Annotated in this window: 17 protein-coding genes; 10 read left to right on the top strand and 7 right to left on the bottom strand. The window is 60.1% G+C overall.

Annotated elements, in window-relative coordinates; genetic code table 11:
- Window positions 1-208: 208 nt before the first annotated feature.
- Window positions 209-2,560 (bottom strand): ATP-binding cassette domain-containing protein, encoded by a 2,352-nt coding sequence (locus CYAGR_RS16775; protein ID WP_015107926.1) that lies wholly within the window; start codon window positions 2,558-2,560, stop codon window positions 209-211.
- A gap of 573 nt (window positions 2,561-3,133) precedes the next feature.
- Here CYAGR_RS16775 and CYAGR_RS16770 point away from each other — a divergent pair.
- The 9 genes from CYAGR_RS16770 (at window position 3,134) to CYAGR_RS01195 (ending at window position 18,361) form a co-directional block, all read left to right on the top strand.
- Entirely contained in the window at window positions 3,134-3,895 is a 762-nt protein-coding gene (locus tag CYAGR_RS16770; protein ID WP_015107925.1) for a S1 family peptidase, read from the top strand.
- Window positions 3,896-3,934: 39 nt separating this feature from the next.
- A complete protein-coding gene (locus tag CYAGR_RS18015) occupies window positions 3,935-4,741 on the top strand; it encodes a hypothetical protein (RefSeq protein ID WP_015107924.1) in 807 nt (268 codons plus the stop codon).
- Between the two features lie 57 nt (window positions 4,742-4,798).
- Entirely contained in the window at window positions 4,799-5,566 is a 768-nt protein-coding gene (locus CYAGR_RS18010) for a hypothetical protein (protein WP_156818342.1), read from the top strand.
- Between the two features lie 248 nt (window positions 5,567-5,814).
- Entirely contained in the window at window positions 5,815-6,378 is a 564-nt protein-coding gene (locus CYAGR_RS16265) for a COP23 domain-containing protein (protein WP_156818341.1), read from the top strand.
- A complete protein-coding gene (locus tag CYAGR_RS16765; RefSeq protein WP_015107921.1) occupies window positions 6,293-7,213 on the top strand; it encodes a S1 family peptidase in 921 nt (306 codons plus the stop codon). The genes CYAGR_RS16265 and CYAGR_RS16765 overlap by 86 nt, the downstream gene beginning before the upstream one ends.
- Window positions 7,214-7,495: 282 nt before the next feature.
- Window positions 7,496-10,228: an aminopeptidase N gene (gene pepN / locus CYAGR_RS01205; protein WP_015107920.1), complete on the top strand. Its 2,733-nt coding sequence runs from the start codon at window positions 7,496-7,498 to the stop codon at window positions 10,226-10,228.
- A 165-nt stretch (window positions 10,229-10,393) separates the two neighbouring features.
- Window positions 10,394-15,067 carry a PAS domain S-box protein gene (locus CYAGR_RS18005; RefSeq protein ID WP_156818340.1) on the top strand — a complete coding sequence of 1,558 codons (4,674 nt, stop codon included), beginning with the start codon at window positions 10,394-10,396 and terminating at the stop codon, window positions 15,065-15,067.
- Window positions 15,054-15,554 carry a response regulator gene (locus CYAGR_RS16760; RefSeq protein WP_245552570.1) on the top strand — a complete coding sequence of 167 codons (501 nt, stop codon included), beginning with the start codon at window positions 15,054-15,056 and terminating at the stop codon, window positions 15,552-15,554. Before CYAGR_RS18005 ends, CYAGR_RS16760 begins: the two co-directional genes overlap by 14 nt.
- A gap of 470 nt (window positions 15,555-16,024) precedes the next feature.
- The gene (locus CYAGR_RS01195) at window positions 16,025-18,361 is read left to right on the top strand and encodes an EAL domain-containing protein (RefSeq protein WP_015107916.1); all 2,337 of its coding nucleotides are present in this window, start codon (window positions 16,025-16,027) and stop codon (window positions 18,359-18,361) included.
- A 154-nt stretch (window positions 18,362-18,515) separates the two neighbouring features.
- On the opposite strand, the gene CYAGR_RS01190 is transcribed toward CYAGR_RS01195, so the two are convergent.
- Window positions 18,516-19,769: a glycoside hydrolase family 10-like protein gene (locus CYAGR_RS01190; RefSeq protein WP_015107915.1), complete on the bottom strand. Its 1,254-nt coding sequence runs from the start codon at window positions 19,767-19,769 to the stop codon at window positions 18,516-18,518.
- An 11-nt stretch (window positions 19,770-19,780) separates the two neighbouring features.
- Entirely contained in the window at window positions 19,781-20,788 is a 1,008-nt protein-coding gene (locus CYAGR_RS01185; protein ID WP_015107914.1) for a ribose-phosphate pyrophosphokinase, read from the bottom strand.
- A 67-nt stretch (window positions 20,789-20,855) separates the two neighbouring features.
- Here CYAGR_RS01185 and CYAGR_RS01180 point away from each other — a divergent pair, with 67 nt between their 5' ends.
- The gene (locus CYAGR_RS01180) at window positions 20,856-21,392 is read left to right on the top strand and encodes a hypothetical protein (protein WP_015107913.1); all 537 of its coding nucleotides are present in this window, start codon (window positions 20,856-20,858) and stop codon (window positions 21,390-21,392) included.
- 13 nt (window positions 21,393-21,405) lie between these two features.
- Here the strand turns inward: CYAGR_RS01180 and CYAGR_RS01175 are convergent, their stop codons facing one another.
- The 4 genes from CYAGR_RS01175 to CYAGR_RS01160 form a co-directional block, all read right to left on the bottom strand.
- Window positions 21,406-21,705, bottom strand: coding sequence for a hypothetical protein (locus tag CYAGR_RS01175; RefSeq protein WP_015107912.1), 300 nt, complete (start codon window positions 21,703-21,705; stop codon window positions 21,406-21,408).
- A gap of 73 nt (window positions 21,706-21,778) precedes the next feature.
- Complete coding sequence (locus tag CYAGR_RS01170; RefSeq protein WP_051017173.1) at window positions 21,779-22,375, bottom strand: hypothetical protein; 597 nt, start codon at window positions 22,373-22,375, stop codon at window positions 21,779-21,781.
- A 90-nt stretch (window positions 22,376-22,465) separates the two neighbouring features.
- Window positions 22,466-22,867 (bottom strand): PIN domain-containing protein, encoded by a 402-nt coding sequence (locus CYAGR_RS01165; RefSeq protein ID WP_015107910.1) that lies wholly within the window; start codon window positions 22,865-22,867, stop codon window positions 22,466-22,468.
- Entirely contained in the window at window positions 22,867-23,097 is a 231-nt protein-coding gene (locus CYAGR_RS01160; protein WP_015107909.1) for an AbrB/MazE/SpoVT family DNA-binding domain-containing protein, read from the bottom strand. The genes CYAGR_RS01165 and CYAGR_RS01160 overlap by 1 nt, the downstream gene beginning before the upstream one ends.
- Window positions 23,098-23,121 lie beyond the last annotated feature (24 nt).

Below are 23,121 nucleotides of genomic sequence, written 5' to 3'. Positions count from 1 at the left end.
AGACTGGAACCCTGGACGACTCACTAGGTCCCTCAGCGGGAGCAACAGACTGACGTCCGCCCCGAGCAGATCGCTCAACACGGCAATGGCATGCGACGGGGGTGGGTGAGATTGCGTTTGCAACGCTTCAGCAAGCCGCTGTCCCAATAGCCAGTCGTCCATCCCTAGCCCTGCCGTCGGCTCAGACTACCGCGAAAGACCGGCACGATTACAACCCTCTCCGCCGAGAGAGGCTGATCAGGGCCAGGAGACCAAAACAAAGCCATTGGGTCAGAAGAACCCCAAGAGATTCACGGACATTGCCAGTCGTTGAAGCATAGGGACTGACATCCAGTGGTTCGAGACCTGGGATCTCCACGTCCAATGAGAGGCTGCTGAGGGAAGAGAAGGCTCCAAAAAGCTTCACCGACCAGCGACTGGCCACAAGGGGAAACAGGAATGCAAGCTGCTCAATAGGGAATAGGACGCCAGAAAGAATCAATTGGGGCATCAACAACAGTGGAGAGGTGCTGCTGGCCTGACGCTGATCACGGACCAACGTGGAGACCAGCAGGGCCAGCGAGCCACTGGCCAGGATTGTCAATAACGCCGAAAGGCCATACCCATGGCAAGGATCGCCAATCGAAAGACCCCCAGGAAGGTCAAAAAGCAACACGACAGTGAGAGAGATCATGACAGCCTGGGCCAGGCCAAGCAACAACATCTGCAGCATCTTGGAACTCAAGTACGCAGCAGGAATGAGATCGAAACCACGCTCACGCTCATAGATTGGACGCTCCCTTGCCACACTGGTCACCTGGCTGCTGATGCCGCTCCAGAGGCAGGCACAGGTGATCAAGAACACAACCTTGATCGCCAGTGGCATGCTCTCCGCCGTGATCTCTCCAGTCGGCACGATAAACACACCACGATCCTGAATCGCCAAGGCCAACAGCAAGATGGCGAACGGTCCGGTGAACAGGTTAAGGCCGAGCGTCACACGATCGCGCAAGGTAATCAAAAGCTCTCGATGGGCCAAGGTTCGCACCTGGGAAATGAACCGGCTGACATCAGGAAAGGAGACAATGGGCGTGCGAATGGATCCAGGCTTTGGAGCCCCGACGCCAAGTGGGTTGATCGAAGGCAAGACGCCATGGGGGGAGCTGCGGAACTTTTCCGACCACATCTGAATGCGATCATCATCACCGTCTAGATGTTCATAGACAGCGGCAAAATCATCCCCCACCTCGAAATGATCAAGGCACTGCCTTGGTGGTCCTGCAAAGCAGAGGTGCCCACCCCTGGCCATGAAAACAACCTGGTCGCACAAGGCGACATTGGCGGTGGCGTGGGTAACGAGTACGACCGTCTGTCCCCTGTCAGCCAACTGACGCAACAGGCGCATCATTCTCCGATCAAGTCCGGGATCAAGACCGGAGGTCGGTTCATCAAGAAAGAGCAAGCGCGGATCCGCCACCAGCTCCATGCCAATGCTCACCCGCTTTCGCTGGCCGCCACTGAGTTGGCGCACCCGCGACAGGCGACGATGACCGATCTCAAGAACATCTAGCACCCGCTCAACAGCCTGCTCCTGGGCCTCCTGATCGGGCAGGCGCAGCCGTGCTGCAAACCGAAGAACCTCCTGCACGGTCAACTCTTCATGAAGAATGTCATCCTGAGGTACGAAGCCCATCTGAGGGCGAAGGGCATTAATAGAGCGACGCAGATCTTCTCCAGCCACAGCAACCAGACCGTGGTAAGAACGATTGTGGCCAGCCATCGTCGTCAACAGACTTGACTTGCCGGCTCCGCTGCCACCAACAAGAGCAACCAGTTCACCTCCATTGATCGACAGGGAGATATCCTGAAGCCTGCCGTTCAACATCAACTGACGGACATGAAGGTCATAATGCTGAAAGTCATTTGCCTGCAGAAGCGCTCCCGACTGCCAGACATAGCGAGCCCGGCCGATATGCAAGGTCGTGCCACTTTGAATCCGACTTAGACGACTCGCCTTCAAGCCGTTGAGGAAAACGCCATTTCGACTCCAGTCCTCCACAGTGGCGGAGCCATCAACATGGGGCCGCAAAACAACATGTAGACGCGAAACGCTGGGATCATCCAGTACCACATCACAATCCGGACTGCGACCGATCCTGATCAGATGACTATCGTCTTCAGGGCTCAACGATGGGGGAGCACCAGAGGCAACAGACCCAACAACTTCTGGAGATGGTGCATGGACCCCACGGCTAAGCCCGCGGAGCGTCACGGAGATCGCCAGAGGCCCGCGGCCGATCACGAAGGAGAGATCCGGCCCCGCCCTGAGGGCTAAGCCATGGCCGGCGGAAGTGCCGTCCAGCAGAAAGGTGCCGTTGATGCTGGGACGTTCCGTCGTGCCGTCCCGCAACCACCAGATGCCCTCATGCCACCAAAGTTGCGCCTGCACCCGCGAGCATTCACTCCAGTCGGTCGGTACGATCAGATCGCTGACATCGCTGCGACCGATCGTCAGAGTCAATCGGGAAGCAATCTGTTGACGGACAACAACTCCGTTGCGCTCCAGCTCTGCCTCTGGCATGCGAGTCCCATCACAGGCACTCACTTTATCGTGAAGTCAGTGAGTGGCATGCCGAACCAAGCCCATCGCCATCGTCGTTCGGCCATCTCGCCCTGGTGGAAAGCCGCCAAAGGCATCGCCCCGCCATCAGCTGTCGAACGTCACAGCCATCAGGGCCCTACGGGGCGGCGGCAACAGGCATCAAACGTCTGCCTGCGATAGCCTGAAGAGCCAACACCGCAGAAGCCAGAGTGCTCCATCCGCGTGTCGGGTTGGTTGGGAGGAGCATCAACTGGTCGACGACATGACGACTTACGTGCATCTGAGCCTGGACGACGGCAGCCATTCATTACGGTGCCGTCTCAAAGGAAGGTGACCAGACATCCATCGATGTGCGACCCAATGTGAAGCAGGACCCTCCATCCGGATTACCATTGCTCTGATGGTTTATAGGCCGTCATCCATTGACCACCTCTGGGTCCCCCATCAGCATCACAAGAGCCGTGAGCCCTGTTAAGGCGGCTGAGGACATCTGAGAATCATCAACTTAGATGAATACCGATTACCACAACTTTTCGACGACTGCTCCCTCAGATGACATTGTCCACTCGGAGAATCTTCACGCTTCTGTCAACACTAAACCTGGCGGTGATGGTCTTCGCCGTGCCCGATTCCGATGCAAAGGCCACTCCAAAGCAGCAACTGGATCAACGGATCCTAAAAATCAACACCGCAGGCGATCATGGCAGTGGCTTCGTGATCGGTCCAGACAGCAACGGGCGCTGTGTCATCGTCACGGCCTTTCATGTGATCAAAGGCAATACAGCTAGCGAACCACTATTCGTCCATACGCCGCTCGGCCAGAAGTTCAGCCTGTCAAGGTCGGCCTTCACCGTCGATGAAGCACTGGACCTTGCCTTCACCCCTGCTGCCACCTGCACCAACAGCCTATCGATTCCGTTCGCCAGAGCCAGCGCGATCACTGTTTCAACCAGAGTTCATATCAAAGGATATCCCCTTGATCAGGAACACGGTGTTGGACAGAGGGTAGCTCCGGCTACAGCCACGGGCAGGATTAGCCAGTACAATGACAATCATGGGTATGATCTTAGCTATGATGCCCCAACACGTCCTGGTTACAGTGGGGGCCCTGTGATCGGTGAAAGCAGTGGAGAACTGATCGCTGTCCACGGAATGTCTGACACCGTCGGAGACAGCCAGGATGTGGATTCTCGAGAGCGCTTGAGAGTTGGCGGAAGAGGTGTTTCGGCACCATTGCTGCACCGCTTCCTTCGGCGTCATGGATTTACGATGCCCAGGTCAGATCGTGCCGTCTGCCTGGTCGGTGTCTGCTGACGCCACTGCCATGCCATCAGACGCTTCAGTTTTCAGATCATGACTCAGACGCAACGCACCTCCTTCCTCAAACCTTTGGCCAGCGTGCTGCTCTGCAGTGAGCTCGGCCTTACTTCCTTGGCCAAGGCGGAAGAATTCATTTGTACGCCCCCCGCCGTACAAACCAACAGCAAGCCCACATGCACCTTCTCGCGAGACATCGTCGCCGAGTGCTCAGGCTTACCTGCCTCATCAATCTTTGCCCAGTGCAACATCTTTGCACTGAATGTTGGGCAGGTTCAGACTCGCACCGACGACAACAGCCAGGAATATCAGTCGGCAATCTTTAAATACTCAGAGCGCAACAATTGCTTTACTGGCGACAATGATGCCATATCTCTGCTTGGACAGTGCGACACATTTGCGGCCTATGCCCAAATTCTTCGCAACACGGCGACCAACAAATGCTACGCACTTGTAAACTCAGCACTGCTTGGTGTTCAGCTGAGGGAGAATAGTCTACGCAATAACCCAAGCAAGTGGATCCAGAAGCTTGAGATTCCAGGGGTGGCTCGTCGGATCACATTCACTCCGGTTACCAATGCCGCGATCATGGCGCAGCCCAGTTCCCTGTTGATTCGTTCCGCTACGACAGACCAACGCTACAGAAGAACAGGCCCTTCCATCAGCGGATTGCACTGGCTTGAGCTGGAAAGCCCTCTGACGGTCAAGCCTGAAAACCTCAGGCCAAATCCCGCTAAAATGCGTATCACACGTGGTTCCGGTTCAGGATCAGACTTTCTTGACATTCAGCTTGGAAGGCGAGAGGAGTCGTCGTTAAATACCATCTTAGCCGGATGCTCCTAAACCCTATCTTGCTTGGTTTTAGATGTTGATTCCATTCTGTTCACGCCTGTCACACCCATGAAGCCGTTCCGCTTGATTCTGATGGCTATCGGCATCATGAATCTTGGCCTGTCGCCGCAACCAGCAGTTGCCAGTCGTAATCAACTGAGCGACGAAGATATCCTTAATCCAGGTAGGCTCATCTTTAATCGGGTCGTTCCCTTGGTTGACAGCTTTGACGGTGCCCCAGTGGGTACGGTCTTCGTCACGAAACGCTCCGTCTTAGGCCACCCCAAAGTTGGGATCATTGGCGAGGTCGGCTCGGATACTCATCGACGTCTTTGCCTATTCTTTTGTCCCATGGGCACATCTGATATCGATGCCAGTTATGTCTATGTGATCCAGAAGAAAGGAGAGTGCACCATCGGCGTGAGGGGCATTGGCTGGGCGGAGAAAGCGGAGAGGTTTCAAGGAAGTTTCCTCACTGGAAGCACGGTGGAAACTGGACGGGTACGCCACACGTCTCAGGCAGCCAACATCCTGCAGATTGCTGTGAACGGCGTTACGGTCGAACCACCCCTGAACAAAGACCAGTTGACAGGGCCCCATGGGACGAATTACAAGTACTTCCCCAGAAAGCGCGATTACATTGGGAATCAGACCACAGCGGATGAAGGTTTCATTACGGATATCCACTACTTCTCCGCCAAAGAGCTGGTGAAGGCAGCGAATCAAGGTCAGTCGATCACCATTGATCTACCCGCCTGGAAGCCTGGCCGCCACCATATCGCCGGGAAAGAGCTGAAGGAGCTAGCCAAGTTAACGTCAACATGTGACGCGGAATAGGCCCTTAGCCAAGTCGATTCTCTATGGACGTGAAGGGCGTTGGCATGATTCAACCGGTATTCGAGTCAACCCATGACTTGAGTTGATAGCCTCTCTTTGTCGCCATGGCGATCCAAACGACGCAGTCCACGTCGAGCAGGCTCCTCCGCTGAACCTTCGCGACATCGCCCGATGTTCAGATTTGTTGACCTGCTCCAATAGCAGATAGAATCGCGCTAGACTATTGAGAATCATTTGCAATCTATTCCATGCCTGCGAGTTCCAGCCGGCTTGCGCTCATGCTCTCGGCCCTGGTGGCCGGGGCAGCCTCTGTTGTCGTCCCCCATCCAGCGGAAGCCCGCGCCAGAAGCTTCCTCTGCTCCACCATCGGGGGAGTGCCCACAACCGTCGCTGCCACGGCGGATGGTCGTTCGGTTCCCGTGATTCGCTGGACGAGCCGCGCATTTGATAACGCTGGATGGACGGCAGCGCGTCGCTGCCAGGATGTATCCACTCGCTTTGACATCTATAATCGTGAAGGCAGGCTTAAGTACCTAACAACTGGCAGAATTAATGATATGCCTGTGATCTGCACGACTACAAGCATGGGCGGAGGTTGCGATCGCCTACTTTACACTTTAAAGCCTGGGCAAAGCGCTTCGGCCACCCTGCAGAATCTATTGGATGTGCGTGTAAAGGCCAGGGCTCCTTTGGTTGAATCGAATGGGCGCACTTACCTTAGTATCAATGAGCTTCTTGATCCATCGCCTGTCACCACTCCTGCTGTCCCGGCTGTTGAGCCAACGGGAGCGGATGCGAATCGTCTCTTCTAAGTGTCACTTTGCTCGTTGTGGATTCGCCCTGTTGTCATGCTTTGTGCTTCCACCCAGTTGGGCCGATGAATCCGTCGTCAATGAAATCCATCGGCGCCACGTTACGGCCCTTCTGACAACTGTTGATGGCGATCCACTCGGCTCTGGGGTGGTGGTTGGTTACAGGAATGGAGGCTATCTTGTTGCCACGAGCCAGCACGTGGTGGAGGGCCTCCAGCGTGTGTGTGTCAGCAGATTCGACGCCAGAGCAACGGCTGCGCACGTCCTGCGCCCCACGGGCAAAAATCAACAGACCAAGTCAGTGGATCTGGCCTTGGTGTGGCAGCCTGATTCTCTCAACTCCGCTGAGAAACGGAAGACACCCGTCGTCGCTAACATTGACGGTCCACCGCCTTCGCTTGCGGAGTTTCCACTGGTCACAGCCAGCGGCTTTCCCACTCCCAGCCAAGCCAGTCTGACGGCACCGCAGTACACCGAAGCCAGCGGTCTGCTGTTGCCCCTGCTCGCCAAACCACTGCAGGGAGGCTTTGATCTCACCTCAACGGCCGCCGTGCGGAAAGGGATGAGCGGCGGAGGGGTATTTCTCGACGATCGCCTGATCGGCATCAATGGAACCCACGCCGACCCCCTATGGCCGGGGGCGCTTCTTGATGAAACAGGTCAGCCGGTTGGCGTCCTGTTGAACCGGAAACTGGAGTTGGTGTCGTTGGGCCTCTCGGTGTCCAACGTTCGCAAGGCCCTGAAGGTGGCGGCGATTCCCACGCCGAACGAACAGAAGGGGTTGGCGAGCCTCCCCTGCGGATCCAGGAGCCCCGCCCAGCAGCCAGCGCGTTGATCCCTTCACTTCGGGTGCTTGTTTCGGCTGCGCAGCCGAAGCAAAGGGATCCGCGTCCTGTGGCGTCGATGGTGGGCAGGGGAAACCGCTGAGGGGCCATCCCGACGCTGCGCAGCACGGTAAGCAACTCCGCCGTGCTCCCCACTGGGACAACCAGCCCCGTTGGAATGCGCTCGGACGGCATGATGAATCGCCTCGCATCCATCAAGCGGGCAGGGCGGGCGCCGCCACGCACGTCTTGAGGCCCTCCACCTCGACCCCCTCCCCCTCGCCAACACTCCGATGGCCGTCGTCCACCTCGCCGACTACCGTCCAGCGCCCTACCTGCTGGAGCGCACCGACCTGACGGTGCGCCTGTTCGCCGACCATGCGCTGGTGGAGGCGCGGCTGACGTTCCACCCCAGGCCCGGCGCGCCGGAGGGGGCCGACGCGGCGCTGGAGCCGCTGGAGCTGCGGGGGGTGGACCTGGAGCTGCGGGCCCTGGGGATCGATGGCGTGCCCCTGGACGCCGGGGCCTTCCTGATCGAGGCCGACCGGCTGCTGGTGCTGCAGCCGCCCCGGCGGCCGTTCATGCTCACCAGCACGGTGTGGCTCGACCCACGGGCCAACACCAGCCTCGAGGGGCTTTACGTCAGCGGTGGGATGGTCACCACCCAGTGCGAGGCGGAGGGCTTCCGGCGCATCACCTATCACCCGGATCGTCCCGACCTGCTCAGCCGCTTCCGGGTGCGGATCGAGGCCGACAGCGACAGCTGCCCGGTGCTGCTCTCCAACGGCAACGGCGTCGAGGCCGGCGACCTGCCGAGCGGGCCCGACGGGGCCCCGCGCCACTACGCGGTCTGGGACGACCCGTTCCCCAAGCCCTCCTATCTGTTCGCCCTGGTGGCGGGCCGGCTGGAGGAGGTGCGCGGCACGTTCATGACCGCCGAGGGCCGCACCGTGCAGCTGCGCCTGCACGTGGAGCCGGGCGATGCCCCCTTCACCGCCCACGCCATGGCCTCCCTGAAGCGGGCGATGGAGTGGGACGAGCGCGTCTATGGCCTGGCCTACGACCTCGACGAGTACAACATCGTTGCGGTGCGCCACTTCAACATGGGCGCGATGGAGAACAAGAGCCTCAACATCTTCAACTCCAAGCTGGTGCTCGCCGACGCCGCCACCGCCACCGATGGCGAGCTGGAGCGGATCGAAAGCGTGATCGCCCACGAGTACTTCCATAACTGGACGGGCAACCGCATCACCTGCCGCGACTGGTTCCAGCTGTCGCTGAAGGAGGGGCTCACCGTCTTCCGGGACCAGAGCTTCTCGGCCGATCTGCATGGCCATGCGCTCAACCGGATCGAGAACGTGGCGATGCTGCGCAACACCCAGTTCCGGGAGGATGCGGGGCCGACGGCCCATCCGGTGCAGCCGGATCAGTACCAGGCGATCGATAATTTCTATACCACCACGATCTACGAGAAGGGATCGGAGGTGATCCGGGTGCTGCACACCCTGCTGGGGGAGGAGACCTTCCAGCGGGGCATGGCGCTGTACGTGGAGCGCCACGACGGCACGGCCGCCACCTGCGAGGATTTCGTCCAGGCGATGCAGGACGCCGCCGGCGAGGTGGACGACAACTGCCGCCTGCCGCCCTTCGATTTCGTGCAGTTCCGCCGCTGGTACCACCAGGCGGGCACGCCGATGCTGCGGATCCGGCGTCGCTGGAACAAGGCGGCGGGGACCCTGGAGCTGTTCGTGCGCCAGGCCACCCCGCCCACCCCCGGCCAGCCCCAAAAGCAGCCCCTGGTGATCCCCCTGGCCGTCGGGCTGGTGGGCCAGGCGGGCCAGCCCTTGCCGATGCGGCTGGTGGCTGAGGACCCCGACCACGGCGCCGCCCCCCTGCTGGGTCGCCGCTGGGGGGCGGGCACGCGGCTGCTGCTGATCGACAAGGAGGAACAGGTCTTCCGCTTCGAGGGGCTGCCGGCCCAGGCGCCGCCCCCGGCCCTCTCCCTGCTGCGCCAGTTCTCGGCGCCGGTGAAGGTGGAACTGGGGCGGCCCTCCAGCGAGCTGGTGCATCTGCTGGCCGCCGACAGCGACCCCTTCGCCCGCTGGGACGCGGGCCAGGTGCTGCTGCGCCGCGCCCTGCTGCGGCGGGCCGCCGGCCGGGTGGACCTGGTGCTGGAGGACGCCCTGATCGCCGCCTTCGAGCGGATCCTGGCCGATCCCTCCCTCTCGGAGGCCAGCCGCAGCGTCTTGCTGGCCCTGCCGGGCCTGGCCGAACTGGAGGACGCCGCGCCGGAGCCCGATCCGCCGGCCCTGTTCGCCGCCCTGCAGGCCCTGCGCCGCCGCTTCGGGGAGGCCCTGGCCGAGCCCCTGGAGCGGGCCCTGGAGCGGGTCAGCGCCCAGTGGTCGTTGGCGTGGCCCGAGGGGGTGGGCGACCGGATGCTGACCGGCTCGATCTGGAGCTGGCGGGTGGCCGCGGGTGATGCGGCGGCGATCGCGGCGGCCCGCGCGGCGGTGGATGGCCCCTCGATGACCCTGGCCCGGGCGGGCCTGCGGGCGCTTCAGGACCATCCGATCCCTGCCCGCCAGGAGGCGGTGGACGCCTTCTACGCCCGCTGGGAGGAGAAGCCGGTGATCCTCGATTCCTGGTTTGCCCTGGAGGCGTCCGCCCCCTTCGCCGATGGGCTGGAGCGGGTGCAGCGGCTGCTCGACCATCCCCGCTTCGATCCGGCGGCGCCCAACGCGGTGCGGGCGGTGCTGGGGGGGCTGGCGGGCAATCCGCCGGTGTTCCATGGCGCCGATGGCAGCGGCTACCGCTTCATGGCCGATCAGATCGTCGCCCTGGACCAGCGCAACCCGATCACGGCCTCACGCATGGCCAAGGTGTTCACCCGCTGGCAGAGCTACGGCCCCGGGCGGCGGGAGCGGATGCGGGAAGCCCTGGAGGGGCTGGCGGCAGCCGGGCTCTCCACCAACACCCGCGAAGTGGTGGAGCAGTGCCTCAAGGGCGCCGACGTGAGCTCCACCTAGAAGCCTTGGACGCACCGGCGGGTGCTGGGCGGACAGGCGCGAAGCGAGCGATCTTCATTTTCTTGATAGAATCAGCCAAGACTGCCTGTTCCCCATGAAGAGCACGGCAAAGGCTTGCGGGTCTGGCAAACGGGCAGAACGTGAAGAAGGCAAGCGACAACAGCAATGCTCGCTGGCAACGGCCATGGTGTGTCGGACGGCAGGATTCAGACCGAGCAGATCACCGTTTCCCGACGGAGAACGGCCACGCAGGGAAACGCGGAACACCTGGTCGGCACCGATCTGGAGTCATGGGCTCGGCGGGTTCACGCCGATGGCGTGGGTTGGAGCCCCCAAGGGCAGCCGCTTCTGGTAATCGGCATGCACACCGACATCGACGAGCGGGCACGGGCTGAGGCGACCCTCCAGGCCGAGAGATTGCGCCTGCAACTGGCCTTGGAGGCCTCACAGATGGGCACCTGGGCTCAAGACCTGACCACGGGCAGACTGGAGTGGTCGGAGCGGGCTGGATCGATTCTGGGGCTGCCGGCGGAAGGGCTGCCGGGCGATCAAGACACGCTGCTGACGCTGATCCATTCCGACGACCGCGATCGGTTCCATCAAGCCGTGACCAGAACCCAGGAAGGCGGCGAAGCCTTGGCCATCGAATGTCGCCTCTGCCGGCCCGGGGTGGACATGCGCTGGGTGGCCATGTGGGGAAAACTGTCACAGGACAGTGTCCTCTCAGAGCGGCAGCTCATTGGCGTGATCACCGATATCAGCGATCGAAAAAAAGTCGAAGCGGAGCTGCGGGAAAGGGAAGGATGGGCACGCTCGGCCATGCAGGTCGGGCGGCTGGGAGCCTGGCGGATCCAGATCGACACCAATCATGTCGAGATGGACAAGCGGATGCGAGAGATCTGTGGGGAACCGCAGGACGCTCGTCCTCTTCCGATGGGCAAAGTGCTAGAGCGGGTGCATCCGGAGGATCGGGACCGGGTCGCAACGGCTGTGGAGGAGGCCATGAAGCCTGACTCCGACGGAATCTACGAAATTGACTATCGGCTCCGTTGGAATGACGGCTCGGAACGCTGGGTGTTGGCCAATGGCAGGGCCGAATTCGAGGGACAGGGGATAGCTCGCCGGCCAGTCAGTTTTGTTGGAACGCTGCTGGACATCACCGACCGCAAACAGCTGGAGACACGATTACGGGAGAAGTTGCGTCAACTGGAGCAACTGAACGACAACGTGCCGGCCATTGTCTACAGGTATGTTCGTGAGCCAGACGGTCGAGAGTATTTTTCCCACCTCAGCGAGAATGCCAAGGATATTTTCGGCATGCCTCTGCAGACATGTCTCGAAGACGTTGCTGCGGTCTGGGGGCGAGTCCATCCCGACGATGTGTCCGCCATGCAGAACTCAATCGCGGATTCCGCCCGGACATTGCGACCCTGGAAACAACAGCTGCGATTGGCGACCCCGGAAGGTACCTATAAATGGCTGGAGGCAAAGTCGACCCCGCAGCGCCAACCAAATGGCGACGTATTCTGGGACGGTGTGGTGGTTGACATCACCGACCGGAAGGACTCCGAACTGGCACTCCAGGAGAGCGTGCATCGCCAGGAGCAGATTCTCGATTCAGTCCAGGACATGGTGTTCTGTAAAGACAGTCATTCAAGAGTGATGTATGCCAATCAGGCAACCTGCCATTATTTCGGCATGGCCTCGGAGAATCTGAAGGGACTGAAGGACGTTTCATTAAATCCAGAGAATACAAACCAGTATCGACGGGACGACCTGGAAGTGTTCCAGACTGGACAAACGATCGAACGACTTGAGGAGCCCCACCAACGGGCCGATGGAACCATTCGCTACTTTCATACGATCAAAACCCCCGTCTTCGATCGTGAAGGCAAGGCGGTTGAGCTGGTAGGAGTCTCCCGGGACATCACCGAAAGGAAGTTCTTTCAAGAATCACTTCTGATCCACGCACGACAGCAGGATGCTGTGGCTCAGCTTGGACAACTGGCGGTCGCAGAAACGAATCTGGCCGTGGTCATGGACAGAGCCGTGTCATTGGTGGCTGAAAGCCTTGACCTCGACTACGGCATGATTCTCGAACAACTGCCAAACGGGACAGATCTCAGGCTCAAGGCGGGTTTTGGGTGGCGGCCGGATCTGGTGGGTCAGGTGATGATGAGCCTTGATCCCTGCACCCAGAGTGGGTACTCCCTGCTGAAGAATCAAACGGTGATCGTGGAGGATCTGGAAGCAGATCTTCGCTTCAACGCATCGAGCCTGCAGCGGGAGCATCTGGTGCAGAGCGGCCTGAGCGTGGTCATCCATGGCAAGAGTCAACCCTTCGGCATCCTTGCTGCTCACTCCCGAAAGCGGCGAATATTCTCCAAGGATGATGTCAACTTCCTGCAGGCAGTCGCCAACATTCTGGCAACAGCCATCCAAAGGAAGGATACGGAACAGTCGCTTCAGAACTCGGAAGCTGAATTCCGAGCACTCTTTGCGGCCATGACCGATGGAGTGGCGGTCAGAGACCGAGAAGGACGCTGCTTGAAAGTCGCCCCGACCAATGCAGTTCTCTACAGACCCGCAGAAGAGTTACTGGGTAAGACGCTCCATGAAAGCATTCCAAAGGCACAGGCAGACAGGGTCCTTGAAGGGATTCAGGCGGCCTTGGCCGCCCAAAGGACCATCCATATTGACTACTCGCTAGAGATTGAAGGACAAGAAGTCTGGCACACGGCAAGTGTTTCGCCGATGACCGAAGACAGCGTCATCATTGTGGCAAGGGATATTTCCGATCGCAGACGAATCGAAGAGGAACTCAGCATATCCATGAAAGCCCTGGACAACCACTTTGATACATCACTCTTAGGCATCATTGAGTGGGATCGAAATGGCAGAGTCAGGCGATGGTCTAAGCAGGCGGAGCTCATCTTTGGCTGGAGTGAGGCCGAAGTTCAAAGTATGGACATTCCTCGCTGGCAATTTGTCCATGAAGAAGATGCCGCCTGGGTCGCGGAAGAAATGACGGCTCTGAGAAAAGGACTCACCAAGAGCTGCCGTTTCGAGAATCGCAACTACAGGAAAGACGGGATCATCATCAGCTGTGAGTGGCACTCATCAGCGCTATTTGATAGCTCGGGCAACCTTCAATCAGTGCTCTCCTTTGCACAGGATATTACTGATCGACGACACCAGCAGGAGCAGCTGCAGCGGCAGAAAGAACTGTTGCAGACCATCATTGATCACCTCCCGGCGATGGTGATGCTCTACTCAAGCAATGATGAAGTCCTGATGGTGAATCGTGGAATGGAGACCTTGACGGGATGGAGCATGGAAGAATACAAAACCATCGATGGGCTGCGTGCGTGCTATCCAAATCCGGAAGACTATCGTCAGGTTGCTGAACATATGATGGTCGCTGATTCAAGCTGGAGAGATTTCAAGACTTTAGTCCGCAATGGTCGAGTGGTGGATACAACATGGGCCCACATACGCCTTTCTGATGGACGCCGGCTTGGGCTCGGTCAGGACATCACTGAACGCAAGGCCGCAGAGCAGCAACTCCAGAGTCTGGTGGAAGCCACCGCTGCCGTGACGGGGCAGGATTTTTTTCCAACACTCGTGAGTCATATCGCGAAGGCACTGAATGTCTCCTATGCGCTTGTCACTGAACTTGTGAACAGTGAATTACATAGTCTGGCGTTCTGGGCGAACGGGTCGCTGCAGCCTGCCGTTCGTTACCACCCCGCGAAGACTCCCTGCATCTACACATTGAGAGAGAAGACATTTCATGTGTCCAGTGCTGTGCAACAACACTTCCCGGAGGACACTGACCTCACTGAGATGCAGGCGGAGAGCTACCTGGGGATTGCGCTGCTTGGTTCCAGCGGTCAGGTGATCGGAAGTCTTTGCATCCTCGACAAGGGTCCGCTTCAGGATCCGACGCATGCAGAGATGCTGCTTCATGTGTTTGCCTGTCGCGCGGCCGCCGAATTGGAACGGGCTCAGGCAACATGCAAATTAGAGCAACTCAACCGAAATCTCGAAACACTTGTAGAGCAGCGTACAGCCGAGTTAAGACAGCGTACACTTGAGTTGGAAGCGAGTAACCGGGAGCTCGAGTCTTTTTCCTATTCTGTATCTCATGACCTGAGGGCGCCCCTTCGGCATATCAATGGATTCGTCAATGCCCTGAAGCAGAGGCTGGAGGGATCACGGGCTCTCGACGACCTCAAAGTCGCGCACTATCTGCAGGTTGTTGAGGCCAGTAGTCAGAAGATGGGCCAGTTGATTGACGGTTTGCTGTCCCTCTCTCGCATGGGTCGCAAACCGATGGAGTACCAACCCGTGGACCTGCGAGTCTTGGTGGACCAGGCCATCGCGCTGACCCAGGAGCATTCACAGCGTGCCCACAACGTGGCCTTTGCGATCGGTCCATTGCCAATCGTGCAAGGGGATGCCATCCTTTTGCAACAGGTATTCAGCAACCTGATCAGCAATTCAGTCAAATTCAGCACCCACCTGGTGAGTCCGGAAGTTCAGATTGGTACCCTGCCGGATCACACGATATTTATACGGGATAACGGGGTCGGGTTTCAGATGCAATATGCAGACAAATTATTTGGAGCCTTCCAACGGCTGCACTCTCAGTCTGAGTTTGAGGGAACTGGGATTGGGCTGACCATCGTCCAACGGATCATCCATCGCCATGGCGGAACCATCTGGGCCGAGGGCCAGCCCGACCATGGTGCCTGCTTCTACTTCACACTGAAGAACCCTTCAGAAGAGATCACCCGATCGTCAGAGGATCCCTATCCGACTGGTGGATGGCCATGACAAGATAGGCTTCATGAAAAGTCTGGTTCTGAACATGCAATTTGAAAGGATCGATCCCGCCAAAATACTGCTAGTGGAAGACGACCCCAACGATGTCGAGTTGATCAAACTGGCCTTGGAAAACCATAAGGTCGTGAACCAGATTGATGTCGTTACCGATGGAGAACAAGCTCTGAATTACCTGCATGAACTCTCCTCTTCAGGGCTTCCGGCAAGAGATCTTCCACGACTCACGCTACTTGATCTTAAGCTTCCCAAGATTGATGGTATTACAGTCCTGGAAAGAATCCGCAACGAACCAAGAACTCGTGACTTGATCGTTGTTGTGATGACCTCTTCATCTGAAAATCAGGACCTCAAAGCTTGCTATCAGCTTGGTGTCAACAGCTATGTCGTTAAACCACTTGGTTTCAACCAGTTTATGGACGTCTCTCGGCAGGTTGGTTGTTACTGGATGATGCTAAACCAAGTAGCTCAAACCATGTGAGATCCATCACGCCCACTGAGCCGTATCGCTTGTCGGACCAGTTCACCAAAACGTAGGTCCCTGCCCGAAACAGGGGCAAGAGCTCGGCGGCAGGACAACCGTTATAGTCGATGTTTGGCTGCATGCATTACCATGACGTCTCCGGGTCTTCACGATCAATCCCCAATGGGTATGCGAATGCCTCACTCGGATACATGATCCCCTCGTCCATGCAGGCATGGGCAATCGATTGATGGGCCCAGCAGACCACTTCCCCCCCGTAAAGGCTCATAGCCCCTTGGGCCAGGCACTCCAAAGGCAGAAGGGGTCGTACAGGAGGTTTTTGAATGAGATGAGGTGTGCAGCACGTCAGGACAGGAGTCATTGCATCCTTCCATGGACTGACAAGCTGATCAACCAAGATCCCAGAAACAGGGCTACCTATCAGAGCGCCTGAGATTCCTGCATGAATTCATTAGCATCTAAGTGACATGGATCTCTCCTCACGGAGCCAAGCAGGGGATGGTTACGGGATTACAGATCGTCTTTTGAATATCCTGATTGTTGAGGATGTTCCCGAAGATGTTGAACTCATTGTCTTGACCCTGGAAGCCAATCATATATCCTTTCGATATGACAATGCGGTGTCTTCAGCCGAGGCAGAGCACTATTTGTCAAATGCCCGCTATGACGTTGTTCTTTCCGACTACAGCTTGGCCCACTTCAATGGGGCACAGGCATTTGATATGTTGAAGGAATCTGGTCAAGAGATTCCTTTTATTCTTGTCACTGGAAGCCTTGGAGAGGAAGCCGCCGTCGAATTCATCAAGGCGGGCATGACTGACTACGTACTCAAGGATCGTCTATTTCGGCTTCCCATGGTCGTGGCACGAGCATTGGAGGAATTTGAGCTGCGAAGGCAACAACAACAGGCCATCAGCCAGATTCAACGCCAAGCCAAGCGAGAAGCGATGGTGAATAAGATCGTTCAAGCGATGCGTGAAACACTGATTCTTCAGAATGTGCTGCAGACAACTGTGGATCAACTCCATGACATTCTTGAAGTCAGTCGATGTTGTATTTTTCAACCTGACTGCGAAGAAGGCAGCAAGGCAATTATTGCTTATCTGAACAGGAGTACAGAGCAACATTCTGACATCCTTGGCCTCAGTTCTGATCTTTACAATTACTATCAGGAATCCTTACTTCAGAGCCATTCCGTCTTGATGCACGAGATGGACCAGCTGCCAGAAGCCCTGCATCAACAGGCGATGGCTGATGGCGTGCGCTCCACGATGTTGATGCCACTGATCTATCAAAACACCTATCTGGGAGGGATTTGCTTGCAGCAGTGCGATCAATCGCGTGTGTGGACGGAGGATGAAGTGGCCATCGTCAAAACCATTTCTGATCAGTGTGCGATCGCTATCCATCAAGCCAGATTGTATGAGCAGGCACAACGGGAAATTGCCGAACGAGAGCGCATTGAAGCGAGACTGCGCCATGACGCCTTCCACGACGCCTTGACAGGTTTACCGAACAGGATCCTGTTCATTGACCGCCTTGAGCATGCCTTGCAATTGGCAAAACGACGTTACGATAAGTCTTCTTGGGCGAACAGTCATCGCTTTGCCGTTCTGTTTCTTGATCTCGATCGCTTCAAGGTCGTCAACGACAGCCTAGGGCATGGCACCGGTGACCAACTGCTTCAGAAAGTCGCTGATCATCTAAAGGTCTCCGTCAGGAGGGGCGACACGATTGCCCGATTAGGCGGCGATGAATTTGTCATTCTGCTGGAGGATCTCAAGAGTCCCAGTGAAGCCATTGATGTCACTCTGAGAATTCATCAGCAACTGAAGCAGCCCATCGTGCTGGGCGGTCAAGAGATCTTTATCACCACCAGCATCGGTATCACTCTCGACTCCGAACGCTATACCTCTTCTGATCAGATGTTGCGGGATGCGGATATTGCCATGTATCACGCCAAAAGGGCAGGTCGGGCTGGCTATGAGATTTTTGATTCGTCCATGCATGTGGTCGCTGTTCAGCAACTACACCTTGAGAGTGACCTACAACGGGCGATCGATCGGGATGAATTCCGTGTGCATTATCAACCCATCATCAATCTTGACAGCCGCCAGATCTTAGGCTTTGAAGCGCTCGTACGCTGGCAGCATCCTGACAGGGGAATGATTGATCCCGGTGAGTTTATCCCTGTTGCCGAAGAAGCGGGCCTGATCGCTGACATTGATCTCTGGGTGATGCGTCAAGCTGTGCAGCAGATGCAGCTTTGGCAACAGGAGTTTCCGGAGCTTTCCCATCTGAAAGTCAGTGTCAACCTCTCAGGAAGACACTTCTCCAATGGGGAACTGATCTCTCGCATTGATCAAGTGCTGGAAGACACTGGCATCTGTGGCTCCAAACTGAAGATTGAAATCACAGAAGGGGTTCTGATCAACAATGCTGAGTTCGCAGCTCTGATTCTGGAGCAGCTTCGGGACAGGGGGATCCAAGTGTGTTTGGATGACTTTGGCACGCGCTATTCGTCGCTGAACTACCTCCATCGATTCCCCATCAGCTGCCTAAAGATTGATCGGACATTCATCACATCCTTGGAGACAGATACTTACAAACGTGAAATTGTCAAAGCCATCGTGAGTCTTGCTCTGAATCTGAAAATCACGGTTGTCGCCGAAGGCGTGGAGTCGACCAGTCAGCTCTCCTTTTTGCAATCCATTCATTGTCAGCTGGGGCAAGGCTATATCTTTTCTCCTCCTCTGAATCGACGGTCTGCAACCGAGCTTCTCCGTAGCAACTCCCTCATTTGACCCATCAGGCGTCTGTGAGCTTGGTGCGACCCCCAACCGGATTGTCGTCAAACAGAATGGTTTCCGAATTCACCTCAAGAGCAGGTTCTGCTGAGGCTTCTAGGGCAGGGGTGTCTTTGGAGAGATCGGATGCTTCTCCTGGAACGTCAGACGTCTAACGACCGCCGAACACCTCGCGGTTGAGGCGGCGGAAGGCCGCCTGGCGGAAGGCGGCCCCCTCCGGACCGGCGTGCTGGCCCCAGAGCCCCTCCCAGTAGAAGAAGATCACGCCGTGGCCGCGGGCGGCGGAGAGGCGCACCTTCTGCTCGAGGATGGCCATGTCGGGGGTGCGGCCGCCGAAACCGGAGAGGATGCCGATCTCCACGGGCATGCCCCAGCGGCGGGCCTTCACCAGCGCCGGCTGGTCGAGGTCGCGGGCGAAGCCCTTCACCGAATAGGCGTAGTTCTGGACGATCAGGTCGTCGACCAGCTCGCCCAGGGCCCAGAGCTCCCAGTCCTGCAGCCAGTGGTTGTAGGCGAAGCGGAAGGGCCCCGGCGACAGGCTGATCACCGTGCGCCGCGAACCGCCCGCCTCCTGCATCGTGCCCCGCAGTTCCCGCAGCAGGGCGGTGAGCCGCTGGCGCCGCCACTTCATCCAGTAGCGGTCGTTGAAGTTGGCGGGAGGCTCCCGGCCGGTGTCCGCCAGGTAGAGGGCCCGGGTGTAGGGGTCGTAGCCCAGCTCCACCGGCCAGGCGAAGTGGTCGTCGAGCTGGATGCCGTCGACGCCGCAGCGTTGGACGATCTCCTTGATCAGGCCGATGAAGCGGGCCCGCACCCCCGGGTGGGCCGGGTTCAACCACACCCGCAGGTCCTTGAGCGGGGAGGTCTTGAGGTTGGCGCCGTGCATGGCGTAGAGGGCACTGCCGTCGGAGCGGCGCAGCACCCACTCCGGGTTCCGCTGGACCACCTCCGCATCGGCCGGCTCCATCAGGCCGTACTCGAACCAGGGGATCACCTGCATGCCGCGGCGATGGGCGGCCTTGGTCAAGCGGCAGATGGGGTCGAGGCCGGGGTTGGAGCGGGCCAGGGCCGGCTCCAGCGGCGCCCAGCGGCTGCGGTGGAAGGTGGCGCCGCGGCTCCAGACGTTGGGGTAGAGGGTGTTGAAGCCGGCGGCGTCGAGCTGCGCCACGGCGGTCTCAATGCGTTTGGCGTCGTAATAGAGGGGGCTGGGGCTGTTGGTGAGCCAGACCCCCACGCGGCGCTCAAACCCCTTCGGCAGGCGGCCCTGGGCGACGGCAAGGCTGGGCGCCCCCACGGTGAGGGCCAGCAGGGCCGTCACGAGCACGGTGAGCGGCACCGGCAGGTGGCGCTTGAGGCGGGCGAAGCGCTTCAGGGGCACCCGATGGGCCGGTGCAGCGGGAGCCTCCATGGCGGTGGCGCTCAGCGGAACATCGAGCTGACCGAGCTCTCCTGGTGGATGCGCCAGATCGCCTCACCGAGCATGTTGGCCACCGACAGCACCCGCAGCTGGGGGAAGTGGAGATCCGGGCCCAGGGGGATGCTGTTGGTGACCACCACTTCCTCGAACAGGCCCGGCTCGGAGAGGCGCTCGATGGCCGGGGGGGAGAAGACGGCATGGGTGGCGCAGGCCAGCACCCGGGCGGCGCCCCGCTGGCGCAGCAGCCGAGCTCCCTGGCAGATGGTGCCGCCGGTGTCGATCATGTCGTCGATCAGGATCGCCGTCTTGCCGGTCACATCGCCGATCACGGTGAGGCTCTCGGCCACGTTGTGGCCGGAGCGGCGCTTGTCGATGATGGCCAGGGGCGCATCCTTCATCTGCTTGGCGAAGGCGCGGGCCCGGGCCACGCCGCCCACGTCGGGGGAGACCACCACCACTTCGCCGAGATCGCGGGTGGCGAGGTAGTCGACCAGCACGGGGGAGCCGTAGATGTGATCGCAGGGGATGTCGAAGTAGCCCTGGATCTGGGAGGAGTGCAGGTCCATGGCCAGCACCCGCTCGACGCCGGACTTGACCAGCAGGTTGGCCACCAGCTTGGCGGTGATCGATTCGCGGCCGGCGGTCTTGCGGTCGGCGCGGGCGTAGCCGTAGTAGGGGATGACCGCGGTGATCTGGCGCGCCGAGGCCCGCCGGCAGGCATCCACCATGATCATCAGCTCCATCAGGTGATCGTTCACCGGAGCGCAGGTGGGCTGGATCAGGAAGACGTCGCAGCCGCGGATCGACTCCTGGATCTGGATGTAGACCTCGCCGTCGGCGAAGCGCTTGATCACCCGCGGGCCGTCGGGAACGCCGAGATAGGCGCCGATCTCACGGGCCAGATCGGGGTTGGCGTTGCCGCAGAACAGCCGCAGCCGCCGGGGGTCGTGGCTGGTGAGGGGCGGATGCCCGCTCTGCTCCACCCGTTCAGCGGTTGAGAAAGTGGACAAGGGCGCAGGCGGCGATGCTTCGCAGCACGATGGTAGAAGCGAGCCGGCCCGGAGAGTGCAAACAACCATGTCGGTTTCAGGGTTCGATGCGGAGCCGAAGGGCGGCCTGCTGCTGGTGGGCCTGGGGCGACAGCAGGAGCTGGAGGGCCTGGCGGCGGTGGCGGCACGGCTGGCCGCCGCCGAGGGCGTGGCCCTGCGGGAGCTGGCGGGCGCCGGCGATCCCGATGCCGGCCTGGCGGCCCTGACGGCGGAGGCGGCGAGCCCCTGGCTGGCCGCCCTGCCCCTCGATCCCGGCCTGCCCCTGGAGCGGGGCGGCAGCTGGGCCGAGGCGCTCGGCGCCTGGCGCCAGCCCTGCCTGCTGGTGGTGCGCGGTGAGCAGCTAGACACCGGACTGCCGGCGGCCGGCGCCGCCCTGCTGGAGCGCTGGCAGGTGCCCCTGGCCGGCCTGCTGCAGGTGGGCGGCGACTGGGTGCCCAGCGAGCGCCGACGCGACGGCTTGCCCTGGCTGGGCTGGCTGCCGGAGAGCGGCGAGGACAGCGGCGAGGCGATGGCGGCGCTGAGGCAGGTGCTGCGGGGCCGATGGCGGGTGCTGCAGGCGGCCTAGCGGCCCACGGCCCTCACTCGCTGGCTTCCTGCTCGCCTTCTTCTGCCTCTTCGGCCCCACCGCCGGCTCCGCCCGTCCCCGGGGCCTCGGGCTCCATTTTGACGCCGAGCTCGCGGCAGGTGCCGATCGGATCGATGCCCGGTGCCAGACCGAGGGCCTTACGGAGCGCGTCCATCTGGCTGACCGACTGGAGGTCGATCGTGTTGGCCACCTGCTGGCAGGCAATCATCTGAAGGGCCCGGCCGTCGGGGCGGCCGCAGCCGGCCACCAGCCCAAGGGCCAGCAGGGCAGCGAGCGACGCAAGCCTGGTCATGGGCGATCGGACACGACGGAGGGCAAGGTAAGGGGTGCCGGTGGGGCGTGGGTGACCCGTTGCAGAGGCCAGCTCAGGGGTCCTTGGCGTTCCCCACCCGGCTGATGCCTGCGAGCCCCATCACCACCGGCGGCTGGATCGGGGTGAGCTGCTGGGCAGCAGCTTCCAGGAAGGCGACCAGGATGGTGATCAGCAGGATGTAGTCGCGCAGGGCAGGCTCCAGGGGGCCATGGGCGGAGACGGGCTGAGCATCCAGGGCGGTTTCCAGTGGCGCCCAGAGGGGATTGGCCCGGGCTTCGGTGTAGACATCGGCCAAGCGTGAGCTGTGGGCGGGATCAGCCAGGGAAGCGGACTCCGCAGAGTGGGCGAAGGCATTGCGCAGCTTGCGCAGGGCAGAGATGGCCCGCTCCACGGGTTCATCGATGAGCCCGAGCCGGCGCGCCAGGGCCACCTTGGCGCCGAGGGAACCAAGAGGACGATCGGGCAGGAACAGTCCATCCCTTTTGTCCGTTGCCGGAGCCATCAGCGCCTGAAGCAGGTGCTCCAGCGCCGCATCCACCCTCGCCACACCCACCAGCACCGCCCCCCGGCCCCGCTCTTCCAGCATCTGGAGAGCGATGGTGCGCGCGGCCTGGGCGGCGGCAGCTTCCGGGGTTGGTAGCGACGTCATGCTCACCTCAAGGGCGTTGAACCTGGCGTAGCGAAGCTGGCCCGTTATCAACAGATGCCCTCACCTTGCCCGGATCAAAGGCGTCCAGCATCAGCCCAGCCATTGCTGGGGGAGCTGGGCGAGGGCATTGAATTCCGGGTCCTGATGCACCAGCACGGCCCCTTCCTGCCGGGCGGCAGCGGCGATCCAGGCAGCGGCGACGGACAGAGGATGGCCGGCCTTGAACGCAGCCGCCTGCTCCGACAGAGCGTCGCTGCCCGGCACCCACTGAATCGGCAGCGCCTGCAACTGGGCATCGGCGAGGCGTGCCCGGCGTTCGCCTTCGTCCTTCCAGACGCGGTAGAGCACCTCCATGCGGCTCATGAAGCAGACGAAGCAATGGCTCTCGCCGGTCTGGGCTGCCTGAAGCAAGCCGGCCACCTGGTCGGCACCGGACTCATCGTCCCGCAGAGCGAGCAGGGCGGAGGTGTCGAGCAACCAGCGGGAGGCCATCAGCGCTCCTTCGCCCGGTCGAGGCTGCGGTCGGCCAGCAGGCGGGCGGTGCTGCCACCGGCACCGGAGGCACGGAAGGCGCGGATCGGATCGAGGTCGACGGGCACCACGCGGATGGAGCCGTCGCTGTCGATGATCCACTCGAGGCGGGAGGACGGCCCGAGCCCGAAGCGCTCCCGAATCGGGGCAGGCACGACGGTCTGGCCGCGGGAGGTGATGGTGCTGCGCACGACGTGAATTACCTAAGCTTCTTC

This window comes from Cyanobium gracile PCC 6307, from assembly GCF_000316515.1.
In the GTDB taxonomy this organism is placed as follows: Bacteria; Cyanobacteriota; Cyanobacteriia; order PCC-6307; family Cyanobiaceae; genus Cyanobium; species Cyanobium gracile.
This window is presented reverse-complemented; position numbering and strand designations above follow the sequence as displayed.

Bases quoted from the DNA above. Each gene is read 5' to 3' on its own strand.
- CYAGR_RS18015 (WP_015107924.1), top strand. From the start codon at position 3,935: ATGACTCAGACGCAACGCACCTCCTTCCTCAAACCTTTGGCCAGCGTG.
- CYAGR_RS01170 (WP_051017173.1), bottom strand. From the start codon at position 22,375: ATGACGTCGCTACCAACCCCGGAAGCTGCCGCCGCCCAGGCCGCGCGC.
- CYAGR_RS18010 (WP_156818342.1), top strand. From the start codon at position 4,799: ATGAAGCCGTTCCGCTTGATTCTGATGGCTATCGGCATCATGAATCTT.
- CYAGR_RS18005 (WP_156818340.1), top strand. From the start codon at position 10,394: ATGCTCGCTGGCAACGGCCATGGTGTGTCGGACGGCAGGATTCAGACC.
- CYAGR_RS01180 (WP_015107913.1), top strand. From the start codon at position 20,856: ATGTCGGTTTCAGGGTTCGATGCGGAGCCGAAGGGCGGCCTGCTGCTG.
- CYAGR_RS01175 (WP_015107912.1), bottom strand. From the start codon at position 21,705: ATGACCAGGCTTGCGTCGCTCGCTGCCCTGCTGGCCCTTGGGCTGGTG.
- pepN (WP_015107920.1), top strand. From the start codon at position 7,496: ATGGCCGTCGTCCACCTCGCCGACTACCGTCCAGCGCCCTACCTGCTG.
- CYAGR_RS16775 (WP_015107926.1), bottom strand. From the start codon at position 2,560: ATGCCAGAGGCAGAGCTGGAGCGCAACGGAGTTGTTGTCCGTCAACAG.
- CYAGR_RS16765 (WP_015107921.1), top strand. From the start codon at position 6,293: ATGAGCTTCTTGATCCATCGCCTGTCACCACTCCTGCTGTCCCGGCTG.
- CYAGR_RS01190 (WP_015107915.1), bottom strand. From the start codon at position 19,769: ATGGAGGCTCCCGCTGCACCGGCCCATCGGGTGCCCCTGAAGCGCTTC.
- CYAGR_RS16770 (WP_015107925.1), top strand. From the start codon at position 3,134: ATGACATTGTCCACTCGGAGAATCTTCACGCTTCTGTCAACACTAAAC.
- CYAGR_RS01165 (WP_015107910.1), bottom strand. From the start codon at position 22,867: ATGGCCTCCCGCTGGTTGCTCGACACCTCCGCCCTGCTCGCTCTGCGG.
- CYAGR_RS16265 (WP_156818341.1), top strand. From the start codon at position 5,815: ATGCCTGCGAGTTCCAGCCGGCTTGCGCTCATGCTCTCGGCCCTGGTG.
- CYAGR_RS01195 (WP_015107916.1), top strand. From the start codon at position 16,025: ATGGATCTCTCCTCACGGAGCCAAGCAGGGGATGGTTACGGGATTACA.